Here is a 15,586-nt window from a genome sequence, read left to right as displayed (position 1 = left end):
ACAGAGCTCGTTCTGAACTCGACGCCTAGTTTCATCGATTCGTTGGTTGGCCAGCTTGATCAGGTGAAATGGATCGGCTACAAGGGTTGTCTTTGGCAGAGCCTTTCTAAATACGGCTTTGTAACCACCAGATAGATCGAGGGTTCCCCATTTAACTCCATCACGCCAGCTTTGTTCTTGACTTTCAATCCAAGCCTTTGGATTGGCTCCGCCTCGACCCGCTACAACATCTAAAGCTACACCACGTCTCACATCTAGAAATAGTTGTAGCCCAATTCTGTTTGTGATACTTACCTTCACGGTAGAACAAGACCTCGTCTAGTCCCAGAGCATCCACAGCACCAAAACGTGAAGGATCATCCACCAATGCAGCTCCATAGGCAACGACTGCGTCATTTATCGTATGCCAATCACAGCCAAGTTCCTTAGCCACACAAGAAACGCTACGACGCTGGGCTCCAACAGCATAAGTTGCCCATCTAGCCGCCCGATCACTTAGGCGAAGACGACCTTGTGGGTATTTGAAATTGAGCTATTTTTGGATCATCATCACTAAAAGAGAAGTTGGGGGCAGTGTTTGTTTGCACATCGCCATCTGTGCTTAGACTAAAAAAGAATAACCTTGCGACCAAAAGACGGTAGGTCTACAACCTCAACAACTCTGAGGCCATTATGGTGAACTTTGCCTTCAGCGGTTGGACATTGCTTTTGTGAATTAGAACACTCAATGTGAACATGGAGCGGTTCACCAAGATTATCTTCAACGCGTATCAAATTAATATCAACTAAACCAACCAAGATTTTAGAAATTGCTTTATGATCTTTTTCCACAGGGGCTCTCCATTGTGAGTTTTGTCAAATCCCATTCTGGCAGAACCCCTGTACCACTTCCAAAGCGACTTCATAAAAATGGAACTTTAACCTCTAGCCACCGTTAAATCCGAAGTGCCGCTTTAGCTACCCCTTGGGCGATGCGATCTTTGACGGTTGGAATACCTAGGATTCTTTTACCGCCATCTGACTTGTCTATCTCGACATATCTAGTTGCCGCTGGGAAATAACTTCCAGAAGCCATTCGATTCCAGAGTTGGTAGAGATTGTTCTTTAGATCCATCTCAAAGACTGAGATGGACTGCTTATCAATCCCTGGTGCTCCTCGATTGGCTTTTGCCTCTTTGTATGCTTTAAGTACGACGTACTTGTCTTTTGTCAAAAGCTTTTTCTTGTCGTGGTCTTGACATTTGATCCCTCCCCCTCAACTTTTACCTTGAGAAGTTGTTCATTTGCATTTCCTGTTCACTCCATCCCCTTGGCTCCATCCTCATTACAAGGACTTCGTAGCTACTACGGGATGGTCCGCCCCCAATCCATAGGCATTTGGTACTTTCCCTCTTGTTGATCTGCAACTTGTAGGTTTTTCCTCATCTTTGGGCTTAGCCCATGTGGGCTTAGCCAAGAACGTCTAGGACTGGGTTCTCATGTTCCACATAAACGCCTGATGTTAAGCTCACGCCACCTACACGCCGGATGCCCAAGGAGCACTAATTGGGTTAGTCTCCAAGTTGTCCCGAAAGTTCGACGTCCCTCGGTTTCGACATCATCCATACCAATTTCGAACGCTTCGTCAGTGGTTTGTTTTCACTCGTCTTCTTAACTCATACCTGAAAGAGTCATTGCTCTAACTTTTCCGTACCGCTTTGGACAACAGTCTTTAGCTAATGCCCCGTACGGTGGTTTGGAATCTCCTCCCAAAAGGCGATCCCGGAGGGCCTACCTCCATCATCTATGTAGCATTGCAGTGTGATTGTTATCAGCTTCTACATGATTTACAACCTCTTTCATTCATGACGCACGCCGAAAGTAGGGCTAGGCAAATCTGCCGGGTTATCTTAAGATTGAATTCGAATTGGTTGGTATCTCATCTGTTCGGTCTCTCGTTAGTTCGCTTCCTCGTGGGATTGAGATTGATGGCAGCTACTGCTTTCTAGAGAGATATCGAGCCATTCTGCTAAAGGAGAGAAGGTGGGCTAGAGGATTCTCTTCTTTTTGATTTACGGCTTTTGATGAAGCTCCATTCTCCTCTTAGATAGGGCAACGTAGGGGTTTACGATTTCGATATTGATTCTTTTCGATTGGCGTCCTGTAAAGGGGCGAGCAAGTGACTGCAATGGATGGCCGTGACCAAATTGAGGCGTGAATTTGGATTGTGGGCGCTTTTGGTTCGAAAGAATCTCCCCAAAAGGACAAATACACTTTCAAATGCAGCAATAAGGTGATCACGCAAAGAAGTCCTCAATTTTAGTAGGAATTTGAGGGGGGGGAGTTTAACTATAACGATCGAGAGGTTGCCTACTTGGGATACTTTGTGGCCTGAACTTAATCAGCGGCCTGGTTGGTGGAGGGCTGTTTCGGATTTGAATTTCAGCGGTTCATGGTTGTTGGATTTTAGGTCAAGCTCTCATTGCGGGTTTATATAGTCAATTAGCCCGAGAATATTCCTTCGTAGCAAGTGGGAGATTCACTTTTTGATTTTGACAAGGGTTTTGGCGGGTGGCAAGTATCTTTTCGGTTCCAGGTAATCTTGCTTTCCCATTGCGTAAATTTCAAGTTATCTAAGTGATATCGGTGCTTATTGGGCGCCGTTGTCGACTTGAGTCACGGTTGAGCTTTACTGGGTATTTTTTACAAGCTTAGGGTTGTGGTGTAGATGGCTGTTAGATCCTGGCCACTAGAGCTTCGTCGATCTATGGACATAGCCCCACCTCTTTTTTTTGAAAGTCCCTCCAATCTCAAGGTCCGTCGCTCTTTGATTTTGTAATTCGCTGCTTTCGAGATGTTTTTTAGCTTGGGACAACTTGGGTAATTCGTTTCAAGCTCTGGTTTGGTTGTTTCTTTTTGTCTATTAAATGTGATGAACGCGGTCGTAATAGAGTGGCCCAGGACTTTTACCCTTTGTCCGGGCAACTGTGACCATTATTGATCTTCTATCAATCGTGCATTTTTTCAGTGGGCCCACAATGAAACTTTGAGGTAGATGTGAAGTTGTAATTGAGGTATGGGGAGTTTTGAATGAAGTGCAACTCTTTGATCAAGAATAAATTTCGGCTAAGGTGCCATCATTAGTTTGGATTTCATTTTTTTGTTGTGACGTTTGTCATAGTTTTACTTGTATGGATTGTGGCCTCCTGTGATTCGACAACAGGTGTAGGACGACCATATTTTATGAGATATGGGTCTTTGATTGGCCTATTATTAGATTGTTGCTTGAGCGTGATCATGTATTTGAAATAGGCGACTTCGGTTATTTTCACTGGTCGTTCATCCATAGATGTATCCATGAAGTCGCACGGGGAGCCGCACCTATGGCTGATAGTGGCGGGCAGATTGGGTAATAAAAAAATGAGCCCCACCTTTGCAGGTAGGGCTCATTTTCTAGATTTGCTTATCTTCGAGATCGCCTTTATGAAAAATCGGGTGATCTAGTGGCGAACAAGCGCTAGTTACTAGACGCCCGACGCAAGTTGATCGTCGGTGATCTGCTTGAGTGCCGCAATACCATCTTCGGTCTTTCGACCAGAAGCAACACCCCAATAGTAGAAGGCAAGTGCCAAAGCAGCCACTATAACCAAGTCGAGTGGGTAGTGGATTAGGCCCTTACCATGGTTGTATTGAGCGCCGAAGGTTGCTGAGCCGAAGTAGGTCATGGCAAGCATGGCGAGCAGGTATACAATTAGCCAGATAGCGCTCTTGAAGGAGGCAGAGTCAACCTTATTGAGAGTTGAATTCTTGCCTGAGGCCGCAGCTGCATAGACCGCGGCGCCAGCGAGAACCGCTACAATGAGCTTCCAGTCAATTGCCCAACCGGTCCAGTAAATGACCATTGTGCCGATTACGAAGGCCAACGGCGCGACGATATTTAGCCCACCTAACCTAAATGGACGATTGGCTTCAGGATGGGTCTTTCGCAAGACGGTAATGCTGATTGGTCCGATCATGTAGGTTAAGACCGTAGCGGAGGAGATGACGCCGACCAAGCTACTCCAGGTTGGGAATGGAGCAAGTGCTGCAATTCCAAAGATGAGAGTAACTAGTAGACCGACTGCTGGAACTGCAGTGCGTTCATTCAGCTTACGGAAGGGAGCAGGAAGGTACCTGTTGTTTCCAAGCGCGTAGAGGACGCGTGCAGTGGATGCCAAATATACGTTTCCAGTTCCGGCAGGTGAAAGAACAGCATCTGCATAGAGCAGAGTTGCCAACCAACCAAGTCCTAGTGCACTTGCAACCTGAGCAAATGGGCCAGTGAAGTTCAACGCTGCCCAACCCTTGGCTAAAGCCGAAGGTGCAATGCCAGCTATAAAGGTGACCTGAAGTAGGGTGTAAAGGACTATGGCAATTCCAACGGCCATGAGAATAGCACGGGGTACGTCGCGCTGTGGGTTCTTTGCTTCACCAGCAAGATCCACGGCCTGACGGAAGCCAAGGAAGGCAAATACGATTCCAGAGAGGCCGACGGCCTTTAGGATACCGGCAACTCCAAATGGTGCAAATCCGCCTGGCACCTTAGCAGCAGGAGCCATTGTCATGGTGTAGTTGCCCCAGTGGCCAGCAGCGAACAGGAAGATCAAGATCGTAACCGATGGCATGATAAATTTGATCATCGTCACAATCGTGTTGGTCTTCGCAAACGCTTTTACACCAAAGGCGTTAATTGCGTAAAAGAGCACCATAAGGATTGCTTCGGCGATGAAGCTATTTGTCTTGCTATTGGCGAAAATGCTGATGTAGTGCTGTGAGTACTGAATAACAGCTTCGGCTTCAATTGCTGGCACCGTAGTGTAAGCAATGAAGGCGGCCCACCCCATCATGAATCCGGTTAGGGATCCGTGCGTGAAGTGAGGGTATCTTGCGATACCGCCCGATTGAGGTAGCATCCCGGAGAGCTCGGCATAAACCAATGCGATCAAGGCGACCGCAACACCTCCAATGAGCCACGCTATTACTGCAGCCGGACCAGCGTCATTGGCTGCATAGAGCACTCCAAAAAGCCAACCAGACCCAATGATGGCTCCAAGACCGGCCATAGTCAAGTCGAGTCGGGACATGTCCTTTTTCAGCTTGATTGGCGATGGAACTTTAATGCTCATAATGTATCACCCCTTTGTAAGGAATCGTTTGAATGTAACTTGTTAGAAAATATCACGCAAATTAGGGTCAGAAGGCCCGAATTGGGTATTTTTCACCCAAATGTTACAAATGTGACGAAAGTTGCCGAAAGATTATTCCGCGTGCTGTCACCCTAAGTGCTCTTCGGGAAACTATCTTCAGGGCTCTTTGGCCGATTCAGCTCGATCCAATTCGGTACAAATTGCCTCTTGAGCAGGTATTATCTTCGTTTTCACCTGGGGCGGCGATCTCAAAGATCGACGAACATTTATGCGAACATTGTATAAATGTTGATGCTTGTGTTTATGGCTAGTTCTTTTCATCTTAACATTGTGAAAATGTCATTACATTTGCAACTGTTTTATTAATGTTTCGCCAATATGAGTCGCAGTGATCTATTTTACCGGTCCTCTTGGAATAAAACTGAGATTTTTTTGGTAGTCGTTTTTCACAAGGCGTGCAAGGACTGAAACTGGGATGACTTTTTCTGAAGTCAAAATCACGGAGATGCAGAGACCGAATATCCAGCCAATCGATTAGTTTGAAGTATCATCTAGGTTTCGATCTCATCTCCTACTTGGAGTGCTAAAGGAATGTGGTCACAGGGAGTAAGGCCTTGTGCTGTCTTTATGACCAGGATTTATGCATTACTTGACTTTATTTATGAAAAGATCTCTACTTGTAGCCGAGATAGAAGTGGCTCCGGATCGATCTAATTGAGAGAGCAGTACAGTAGTTTTCATCGGAGTGCGTGGATTTGGGCAATCGGCGCGAATTTCTAGTTTTTGGGAGAATGGATGAATGTTCAAATAAGAAAGCTGAGAAATGGTTCGTTCTTGATAAGACTTAATTGAGAGACAGGCTGTCTTGATAAATCGCTGGTGGTTTTTGAATCCATGAAATATTAAATGCAGAATTTAGTCAGTTGAGCTTTTTAAAAAGTCGGTTAATCTGATGAATTATTTAGACTGCAAATTTAAACCTATAATTATCGATCATTTGGTTGATATACTTTAAAAAAGATTATTGATTAAAATTTAATTTTGTCCATGGGGGTTATTGTCGAATAGCGACAGTTTTTAAATTGCATGTTATAGCGTGAAAGTCCCGATATTACATGATAAATTTCTTCAGTCGTCGTGCCTTGAGTCGTTGTTCAATGAATATTGCTTATGTGGCTTCCGTTGGAAGCTCCAGCAAGTAACTCGAAGCCCTTTGGTGTGTATCGCAGTCTGGAATACGCGAACCGTTCATGACTGCAGCGGTATCAAATATTGCAGTGGCTTCAGGTATTTAAGTACGCTAGTTTGTTGCGACTACGAGCCCTTTTGTGCGTCCTAATAGTTGGGCCGAAGTTTAGCGTTCGGTTAGATAAATTAGAGTTTCAATTATTTTTTCGGTGATCTCATAGTGCGCTGGTATTCCCGTAAGGTTCTACTCTTGGTATCTTTTTTGTATCTTTGGAGTTTTTACTCATAAACTCAATGACAGGAGATATTGGGATTCTTAGAGAGGGCCACCTGATCAAGTTCATCGAGGCCAATTCAATCCGGTGTTTCCAGGATAGCTAGTCGGGTAGGCACGACTCATTGCTGGGTCGTGCCCCCTTAAGATCCTAGCGGGCAATTTTCATCGCACTAGGCTCAAGCCTTATGAAGGCCCCTTTCGGGACCCGGTCATACAGTTACCAATTTGCCATGGAGGTATAGCCTTTACGACGTAGGCTTGTGACCTTCTGACGTTACTACTAAAGTTCCGACCGATCGATTTTATCCAATGTGTTTCGTCAGTAGGACCACACTGTGGCGTTAGCCATGTTAATTTGCCTTCCTAGCCTATGAGGTTCTATGAATCACGTAACTAAGACCGTCTCGTAACTAAGACCGTCTCGTAACTAAGACCATTTCACACCTTGGCACCACAGAGAAGTCTGCTTGGCTCCGCACCAGGTAATGTCTCACCAGGTAATATCTCAAGGTATATCCGTCTCATTGCAAGTGCGCGTTTCGCTTTGCCTCCAATTGAATATTCCACCAATCCGTATGCCCGCATCCCATCGGCCTTCCTTGTAGTTGGCTTGCCCAATTGCAAGTGCGCGTTTCGCTTTGCCTCCAATTGAATATTCCACCGAAATAACATACGCTGGGATTAGGGCCTGCCTTTTCACCGGAGGGAATTGTTGTCAGCGCGCATCCAATCTCCACTGATGCGACCGTTCCAGATAGTTTTTGATCCAAGCCCATCAGCAACTTTGGCTTGTTTGCGATAACGATCTTTAACCAGCAGTTCACATATGTTGCTCATACCCAGCTAGGCCTACCTCCATGCTGCCTGGTCCTTATTACCTGGTCCCTTATTGTCTGGCCCCTTAGGGCCTTGTCGCTGGCAGTGTCGGCTTCACCTCACGGATTTGGCCTATGAGATTTCCCGCGGGTACTTTTCCGACAGCTCTACACCAGAGAATTACTCCTCTGGCATGTGTCGGTGGGCTTTGCCATCTGAATGGCAAGTTCCTCCTTTTCGAAGCGTTAAATTCGGCGATCTCATGTCGCACGGAGACAATTGCATAAGTAGATCTTTAGCTGTTTTGGATTTAAAGCTCCGCACTTAATGCTAGATATGGCCCCCCAACTGCATTCGAAGTCAAAAGATACCACCCGAAAGAGTTGATCTATGAATTGTGCAATTGTCTCCTAGGCTTTCATTTTGACCGACAATCGTTATGGAAACTGCCACATATGGGCGAGATTAATATAGCTTGCATTTCGATAACGTAAGATTATTTAGGTCAGGCAACTAAAGCTACAGGGCAAGCGCTATTGATCTGAAACGGTTGAGGCGACTAATAACAGTTGCAAACCGGGAAACGATATTAGGTTTCATACTTATCAAGTTTCGTAAGTTTCGCCTCCACCGAGACCAGATTGGAGCTAATCCTTAGTAGAACAGATGTTCGATAAAGCTGTCTTGGTGGATCTCTCAGGCTTTATGGTACGCTTCGCTTCAGAGGGAGCATGTGAAGATCATTTGATCAAATTGCTTATGCTATGAGGGATTTAGATGCCCAAAGTGTAACTTCGATCAATTTACTTTAGTAAGGCCAAATCATTTCAAGAAATGCAGCATCTCGAGCTCCACTTTTTCAATGTAAATCTTGTCGACGTCAAACTAGCGTTACCTCCGGAACCATCTTCCATCGAAGCCATATCTCTTTATCCAAGTGGTTCTCCGCTATCTATCTATTGTCCAACGACAAGCGTGGTCTTTCGGCTACTACCCCCTAGCCATTAGAGCCCTTGCTAAATTCGTTCAAGTTTCTTATTCGACTGGCTGGTTGATGCTAAATAAGCTACCTAAGGCAATGGCTGAGCGTAATGGCTGAGCGTAATGGCTGAGCGTAATGGCTGAGCGTAATGGCTGAGCGTAATGGCTGAGCGTAATGGCTGAGCGTAATGGCTGAGCGTAATGGCTGAGCGTAATGGCTGACCGAGATGGTTTATATAAACTTGGAGGAAACGTCCAGGTAGATGAGTTCTTTTTAGGTGGTGAGAGCCATGGCGAAGGCAGAAGAGGAAAGGGAACAAAACAAACCAATGTCCTAATTGGAGTATCGATTAGCAATGGTGCTCCTACTCATTGCTTCATGGAAGTAATCAAAGATACCACTGCTAAATCATTCAAAGATGTTTTTGTGAGACGTTTAGATTCTAATACCAAGCTGATAAGTGATGGTAATCCAAGTTACGGGGTATGTGCTGAAAGACCTTGGACTAGCGCACTGGTTCACTCTATCCAAAGACGAACAAGCACATGTAACATTCAAATGGCTCAACATCCTGATAGGGAACTGCAAGAAATTTATCGACGGAACATACCACGGACGTGAGGAACATAAGCAACTTTACCTCGAGGAATTCGCATACCGATTCAACCGAAGGCACTTTGAAATGTCCTTGGTAGAGCGACTTCTCAATACATGTGTGTTTGCGTCTCCACATCCGCTACTCCGCGAATCTGATTCCAAAATGGCTCTTGCTTACGAAACTTGATAAGTATGTTAGGTTTTATCCTTTTGAAAATGCAAAATTTGGAGAGGCCAACATTGATCCATCACTTTTCACGATCATAGCTTCGGTACCTCTCATCTTTGTAACCATGCCAAGGACCTCAGCGCCTCCAGCAATAAGCGCAGTGGCTATCGCATCAAGACGAGTTAGGTCTGTTCCGAGTACGGTTGCGGCAACCGTAGTGATAGGCAATCCTTTGACGCTAGTAATATGATCTCCGCGTTCATAGCTTCCTGAGGTGGCAACTGCCTCGGTGACATCGACGACCCCAAGGAGCTCTCCTGGTTTAAAGGGATCCTGGACCCCAATAGTGTAGATTCGACCGGGAACTACACATATGTCACCGCCCGCATTTACAAGGCCACCCTGAATTCCCGCTTCAATCAAAATTGATAAGGCACGTTTGGCCGACCATCCTTTTACAAGACCTGTTGGGTCGAAGCGTTTCCCCAAGGCCCATGGGTCAAAATGGCCAGCTGTTATGGTCTTTGCTCTTTCACATTCCTGCATTACTTCAATGAAAAGGGGAGAAGGGTGTTCGATTTCTCCCCGGTTGAAGAGTGTGAGCTCACTGTCTTGCTTCCATAGGCTGAATTGGTTGTCTAGCCGATCGATCTCAGCACACGCGAAAGAGATAGCTGCTTCGATCTGTGATTTTGACTTTTCCTCATCGATGATTAGAAATGTAAAGACGGTACCCATTGCATGGTGAACGTTAGAGATCATTTGAAATGGAGTTTAGTCAACGCGCTCTGTATTGAATAGGCGTACGCTTCACTTGTATAGGTAGCACCAGTGATACCCATGATTCGCGTACTTTGTGCTTTGAGGACCTCGGATTTTAGGATGGGAACTACTTGCTGTTCTATCTGCAAGGAATAGGACTCAGCTGTCTGTAGAGAGCTGACGGTTACGTCGGTGATTTTATTATTCGTGATCGTAACTTTGACCGCCATCTGTCCATAACCATAGTTTTCCAATTTGCCAACCATAGTGGCATTTGCTATAGATGATGATGATGGTGCTGCAGTTGTCGTGGGAGCGGCTTTTACCACCGTGGTAGTAGTCGCTCCTGAACTAGCAGTGGCTGCTGTGGTTGTAGTCGCTCCTGAACTAGCAGTGGCTGCTGTGGTTGTAGTCGCTCCTGAACTAGCAGTGGCTGCTGTGGTTGTAGTCGCAGATTGGGCTGGAGCGCTGGATTTTACCAATGCAGAGCTTTGAGTTGAGGGTGCTGGCCCGTGAATTGCGATAACTCCAACAAAGCCAACTGAGGCTGCGCCTAATAGTTTTAGGGATGGTTTCACGTGATTCTATTCCTGACTAGATACTGTAAGCTTCGTGATGAATGGCTTCAGGTGGGACGCCATTTCTCTTGACTATTGACTCAACTTGATTTACAAAGCCTTCGGGCCCGCAGATGAATACGTCTCGACGTTTCATATCGGGTACGAGTTTTACTATGGCGGCCATATTTACGGCTTCGCGTTTTCCGATCAGTTTATGGACTACGCCCTTTCGGTGCTTCACGAGCTCTGTGATCTCTTCCACTAGAGCGAGCTCGGATTCCTTGTTGGCGCGTAATACAACAACAGGACGAGATTTCAGCGGGATCTCTTCTAGAAGGGCTCTTACGGCCGTGACACCGATTCCACCGGCTATCAAAAGAGCCTGGGGTCTCTTTGAAGCCCCAACAGTGAATGAACCGTATGGACCTTCTATGGCCACCGCGGTGCCGACTTTGATCTCAGAGAGTGATGAGGAGAAATCCCCAAGAGCTTTTACTGTCAGTCGCATGTAGGGTGGCTTTGGCATTGCCGAGACTGTAAAGGGGTGAGCCTGCCACCACATTCCTTTGGTAAGAAAGCGCCATTCGAAGAATTGCCCGCCTGATATCTGCAGGCGATCCAGGTCTTTTCCTTGCAGAACTATTGAGACCACACCTTCGCTCTCGCGGTGGACTTCAGCAACTCGCAATTGGTGACGGACGGTTCGGTAGATCGGCACTCCAATGCGAAATATCACGATCAGCGCAACCGCTATGAGCCAACCTCCTATCCAGACAATCTGAGTAAGTGGATGTTTTACAAAAGATGGCCCGAGGGCGAGTTCATGAGCAAACGAGATGGCAAGGGCTACATACATGAGAAGGTGAAGGATCCACCAGTTCTCCCTAGAGATATTTCTTCGAATCTGGGGAACTGATATTATTCCGATTAGGACCATAATGCCAAGGCCGATGGTTGCACTTAGAAGATGAGGAAAGGTATTTACTACGACCCCAACTTCTGAGAGTACGCCAGTCTTGGCAGCTTCGGCGTATGACAATGTGAGGAAGATCGCGTGAGCTAGAATAAGCAAGATTGGCCATGGGGCTAATTTTCTGTGCCAGTGTATAACGCCACCTTGACCCAGAACCCGTTCGAGGGCTGGCATTCGACTGGCCAGTATTACCATCAGCAAAGCTAGGTAAGTCCCGACTAGCCCTGTAACTGATCCGACAAACATCGCGAGTCCACCAGTGACGTGCAACTCGCTTTGTGTGCCATCGACAATTGGCAAAGCTACAAATACTCCTAGACCAAGTCCAAGGAGTAACAGCGTCGCATTGTATGCCCAGCGAGATGGGGGCGTGGGCGTTGTCCTTATAGTCTCACCAGTTTCCCTCGCAATCCTATCAGATTGCGAGGTCACAGGGAAAAATGTAGTATCTTCCATTACAAACTCCGTCTTTCTAGGCAAAACATTAGCGGTTCTAAATGAATCCTTTCTGAAACAAAAGGCTAAAGGTGCCGAATTTGTTAACAGGCGTGGTGCTCTTAATATCGTTTCATCGGCCTTGTGATGGTTGCAATTGATTTATTTACTCCAATTTCTCCTGGGAGTCGATCTAAATTTTCCTTCGATGGGAGGAGTCTTTAACAGAATCAACCTCAGTTTCCGGAGGTGGTTTTTGAGCGATGGTGGCTCCACTTGGGGTTTAATGTCACTTGATCGAATGAACCAGTCACCCTCGAGATCGGCATGGAGGATTTATGATAGGAATTCGCAAGGGAGGGCGTGCCGTGGTAGCTTTGACAAGTCATTCTAATTGGAGAAGTTGACCGACCATCTTTAGGTAATAATTACCTGAGTAATTTCTGTGTAATGGTTATGAAATTAGTTTCTTTGTTCTAATAAATGGACTGTTTTAATTTCTCGTTTGGATGGGATCCAAGTCGGTTTGGCGCGTTTGATTTCAGCCGGTTCGAGGATTGAGTGAGCTCTCTGGCTTCGGAGCGGTCTTAAACGGAGCATTCAGGCATATTGAGTAGGCAATCCACCGCTGCTATTGTCCTTCGCGTAGTGGTGTTTTGTCTTGAGGTGAATTATGTCGGTGTAGCTTTTTGAGTTTGTCTATATCCTATGGGCTCCGGCGTAGCATTATTTGCTCCACGGCAATGGCTCTCCTGTGGAGCTTTGGTCGCAAGTTTAGGTTGTCTGGGACTTGTGTTTGATGGACGAAGCTCAAATGACCCTAAAATCGCATCTGCCTCAGCAGTGGATCAATAGTTTGGGAGTCTCCCATCTAGATCAATATTTACATAGATTTGAGTGATCTCTTTCAATCTTGACGTCAGGCGGCTTTAGTCGACTTTGAGCTTCCGGACCTATAAAAAGAGTCGAAAATACTCTTTTCTTTAGTCCTTCTAGATACCTTTTATAATTATAACCGTTCCCCTTTCGTCCCCTTGTAACTAAAAATCATGGTGGCTTACAATATTATTGACAGGAAGTGTGATCCATGTCAGCAAAAGATAGCTCTTGCACTGCATCAGCGTCAAAACCAAGTTTGGAGTCCAGACCTCCTGACATGGTACCCAGCAAGTTTTTATAAATTAGCCTCTGAGCTGGAAGAATAGTCCTGTAAATGATCGTTTCCAGAAACTAAATTTGATACAATAGAAGAGATGGAAGTGACTTCAGGAAACCAGAATTCCGGGCTGATGATCGGTCAGCCACCATTGCCACTGGTTCCTAAAGAAACCCTCCCAATCGGTGATTCTGCTGGCATCTACGAAGACGAGCGTGGAGGTGCGGTCTTTATCTGGGGCAATGTCGTCTACACCTAGGGACCGGGTGACGAACCCCTTCGGCGACTTGCTGCAGTGCAACTTGTAGAAACTGGCGCTGCACGACCGATTGATGTTTCTCGTGCGTTTGAGATCGAACCCAATGCCTTGTGGCGTTGGCGCAGAGACTTCGCAGAATTCGGTCTAGCCGGCCTCATCGATGCGAAGAGAGGTCCGGAGTCACAGCGCCTAGTAACCGAAGAAGTCTCTTCCTACATCAAGGAACTGCGACATAGCGGAAGAACGATTCAGTCGATAGCTGATGAGCTCGGTATTTCTACCTGTCCGGTCCGCCAAGCACTTGGCCGCCTTGGTCCGAAACCGAAGGTATCAGCGGCAATCGATCCGTCGGATACAGGTGATCTGGATGAAAGAGACACCGAAGGTGACGAGATAGAGCTTGCCCGTGCAATCGATCTGTCGACAGATGACATAGAGAATGACTCTTTTGCAGAAGCCGAACTATCTTCTGAAACTGAGCTATCTTCTGAAACTGAGCTATCTTCTGAAACTGAGCTATCTTCTGAAACTGAGCTATCTTCTGAAACTGAGCTATCTTCTGAAACTGAGCTATCTTCTGAAACTGAGCTATCTTCTGAAACTGAGCTATCTTCTGAAACTGAGCTATCTTCTGAAACTGAGCTATCTTCTGAAACTGAGCTATCTTCTGAAACTGAGCTATCTTCTGAAACTGAGCTATCTTCTGAAACTGAGCTATCTTCTGGTACTGAACTATCTTCTGAAACTGAGCTATCTTCTGGTACTGGACTTCTTCCGGTTCCATTGCCTGAACCACGCACCAAAGAACGAGTCCTTGCCCGCTTTGGTCTTCTTGAAAGTGCAACGTCTGTATTCACCCAAGGTGCTGGACTAGCGAGGCTGGGATCACTGTTGATCCTTCCGACATTGGCACAGACTGGACTCTTTAGCTCGGCAAAGAAGACTTATCACAGCCTGTCTGACGGTTTCTACAGCCTGAGTGCAACGATTCTCACCATGGTCTTTCTAGCGGTCTTTAGAGAGCCACTCGCAGAAGGTGCAACCCGTATCCCACCCTCAGACCTCGGTCGACTCCTCGGACTCGACCGTGCCCCTGAGGTAAAGACCATCCGACGAAAGTTGAGCGAGATCGCAGGACGTAACAAAGGATCTGAATTCGTAAACATACTTATCAAGTTTCGTAAGCAAGAGCCATTTTGGAATCAGATTCGCGGAGTAGCGGATGTGGAGACGCAAACACACATGTATTGAGAAGTCGCTCTACCAAGGACATTTCAAAGTGCCTTCGGTTGAATCGGTATGCGAATTCCTCGAGGTAAAGTTGCTTATGTTCCTCACGTCCGTGGTATGTTCCGTCGATAAATTTCTTGCAGTTCCCTATCAGGATGTTGAGCCATTTGAATGTTACATGTGCTTGTTCGTCTTTGGATAGAGTGAACCAGTGCGCTAGGCCAAGGTCTTTCAGTACATACCCCGTAACTTGGGTTACCATCACTTATCAGCTTGGTATCGGAATCTAAACGTCTCACAAAAACATCTTTGAATGATTTAGCAGTGGTATCTTTGATTACTTCCATGAAGCAATGAGTAGGAGCACCATTGCTAATCGACACTCCAATTAGGACATTGGTTTGTTTTGTTCCCTTTCCTCTTCTGCCTTCGCCATGGCTCTCACCACCTAAAAAGAACTCATCTACCTGGACGTTTCCTCCAAGTTCATATAAACCATTTCGGTCAGCCATTGCTTTTCGTAGCTTATTTAGCATCAACCAGCCAGTCGAATAAGAAACTTGAACGAATTTAGCAAGGGCTCTAATGGCTAGGGGGTAGTAGCCGAAAGACCACGCTTGTCGTTGGACAATAGATAGATAGCGGAGAACCACTTGGATAAAGAGATATGGCTTCGATGAAAGATAGTCCCGGAGGTAACGCTAGTTTGACGGTGACAAGATTTACATTGAAAAAGTGGAGCTCGAGATGCTGCATTTCTTCGATGGTTTGGCCTGATTAAGGTAAACTGGTCAGAGTCACACTTTGGGCATCTAAATCCCTCTTTCCACCGCAATTTGATCAAATGATCTTCACATGCTTCCTCTGAAGCGAAGCGTACCATAAAGCCTGAGATATCCACCATGCCTCCTTTATCGAACATCTGTTCTACTAAAGATTAGCTCCAATCTGGTCTCGGTGGAGGCGAAACTTACGAAACTTGATAAGTATGTTCGTAAATGCCCTTAGTGAGTATCG

The 15,586-nt window shown here is 46.1% G+C and carries 11 protein-coding genes and 3 pseudogenes; 5 read left to right on the top strand and 9 right to left on the bottom strand.

The window, feature by feature from the left end; all coding sequences use genetic code 11:
- The 5 genes and pseudogenes from AXFE_RS08790 to AXFE_RS08760 all read right to left on the bottom strand — a co-directional run.
- Positions 1–300: transposase (locus AXFE_RS08790; RefSeq protein ID WP_160291794.1), on the bottom strand; the 300-nt coding region annotated here is incomplete at its 3' end.
- A gap of 306 nt (positions 301–606) precedes the next feature.
- Positions 607–831: a hypothetical protein gene (locus tag AXFE_RS08785; protein WP_052605506.1), complete on the bottom strand. Its 225-nt coding sequence runs from the start codon at positions 829–831 to the stop codon at positions 607–609.
- A gap of 112 nt (positions 832–943) precedes the next feature.
- Positions 944–1,213 (bottom strand): annotated as a pseudogene (locus AXFE_RS08780) (group II intron reverse transcriptase/maturase); the annotation flags it as partial.
- Between the two features lie 2,290 nt (positions 1,214–3,503).
- The gene (locus AXFE_RS08765) at positions 3,504–5,144 is read right to left on the bottom strand and encodes an APC family permease (RefSeq protein ID WP_052605502.1); all 1,641 of its coding nucleotides are present in this window, start codon (positions 5,142–5,144) and stop codon (positions 3,504–3,506) included.
- Between the two features lie 1,924 nt (positions 5,145–7,068).
- Positions 7,069–7,254, bottom strand: coding sequence for a hypothetical protein (locus tag AXFE_RS08760; RefSeq protein ID WP_152625979.1), 186 nt, complete (start codon positions 7,252–7,254; stop codon positions 7,069–7,071).
- A gap of 879 nt (positions 7,255–8,133) precedes the next feature.
- On the opposite strand from AXFE_RS08760, the pseudogene AXFE_RS19290 reads away from it, so the two are divergent.
- From AXFE_RS19290 to AXFE_RS21455, 3 genes and pseudogenes are all read left to right on the top strand, one after another.
- A pseudogene (locus AXFE_RS19290) lies at positions 8,134–8,539 on the top strand (transposase); the annotation flags it as partial.
- Between the two features lie 102 nt (positions 8,540–8,641).
- A complete protein-coding gene (locus tag AXFE_RS08755; RefSeq protein ID WP_052605500.1) occupies positions 8,642–9,049 on the top strand; it encodes a transposase in 408 nt (135 codons plus the stop codon).
- The gene (locus tag AXFE_RS21455) at positions 8,997–9,212 is read left to right on the top strand and encodes a hypothetical protein (protein WP_407071671.1); all 216 of its coding nucleotides are present in this window, start codon (positions 8,997–8,999) and stop codon (positions 9,210–9,212) included. The genes AXFE_RS08755 and AXFE_RS21455 overlap by 53 nt, the downstream gene beginning before the upstream one ends.
- A 15-nt stretch (positions 9,213–9,227) precedes the next feature.
- Here the strand turns inward: AXFE_RS21455 and AXFE_RS08750 are convergent, their stop codons facing one another.
- From AXFE_RS08750 to AXFE_RS08735, 3 genes are read right to left on the bottom strand one after another with little or no spacing between them, the layout of a single operon-like run.
- Entirely contained in the window at positions 9,228–9,932 is a 705-nt protein-coding gene (locus AXFE_RS08750; protein WP_160291793.1) for an FAD:protein FMN transferase, read from the bottom strand.
- Positions 9,933–9,952: 20 nt separating this feature from the next.
- Positions 9,953–10,534 (bottom strand): FMN-binding protein, encoded by a 582-nt coding sequence (locus AXFE_RS19285; protein WP_152625978.1) that lies wholly within the window; start codon positions 10,532–10,534, stop codon positions 9,953–9,955.
- A gap of 16 nt (positions 10,535–10,550) precedes the next feature.
- Positions 10,551–11,945, bottom strand: coding sequence for a ferredoxin reductase family protein (locus tag AXFE_RS08735; protein WP_082058605.1), 1,395 nt, complete (start codon positions 11,943–11,945; stop codon positions 10,551–10,553).
- Between the two features lie 1,238 nt (positions 11,946–13,183).
- Between AXFE_RS08735 and AXFE_RS19970 the strand changes: the two genes are divergently transcribed.
- Together AXFE_RS19970 and AXFE_RS08725 are read left to right on the top strand one after the other, a co-directional pair.
- Positions 13,184–13,339, top strand: coding sequence for a hypothetical protein (locus AXFE_RS19970; RefSeq protein WP_160291792.1), 156 nt, complete (start codon positions 13,184–13,186; stop codon positions 13,337–13,339).
- Between the two features lie 36 nt (positions 13,340–13,375).
- Positions 13,376–14,590, top strand: a complete 1,215-nt coding sequence (locus tag AXFE_RS08725) for a putative transposase (RefSeq protein ID WP_052605494.1) — start codon at positions 13,376–13,378, stop codon at positions 14,588–14,590.
- On the opposite strand, the pseudogene AXFE_RS19280 reads toward AXFE_RS08725, so the two are convergent.
- A pseudogene (locus AXFE_RS19280) lies at positions 14,511–15,470 on the bottom strand (IS1595 family transposase). The gene AXFE_RS08725 and the pseudogene AXFE_RS19280 overlap by 80 nt on opposite strands.
- Between the last annotated feature and the right edge of the window lie 116 nt (positions 15,471–15,586).

Origin of the sequence: Acidithrix ferrooxidans (assembly GCF_000949295.1) — a bacterium.
Classification (GTDB): domain Bacteria; phylum Actinomycetota; class Acidimicrobiia; order Acidimicrobiales; family Acidimicrobiaceae; genus Acidithrix; species Acidithrix ferrooxidans.
This window is presented reverse-complemented; position numbering and strand designations above follow the sequence as displayed.

Coding starts and splice junctions, on each gene's coding strand:
- AXFE_RS08735 (WP_082058605.1), bottom strand. CDS start 11,945: ATGGAAGATACTACATTTTTCCCTGTGACCTCGCAATCTGATAGGATT.
- AXFE_RS08750 (WP_160291793.1), bottom strand. CDS start 9,932: ATGGGTACCGTCTTTACATTTCTAATCATCGATGAGGAAAAGTCAAAA.
- AXFE_RS08765 (WP_052605502.1), bottom strand. CDS start 5,144: ATGAGCATTAAAGTTCCATCGCCAATCAAGCTGAAAAAGGACATGTCC.
- AXFE_RS08755 (WP_052605500.1), top strand. CDS start 8,642: ATGGCTGACCGAGATGGTTTATATAAACTTGGAGGAAACGTCCAGGTA.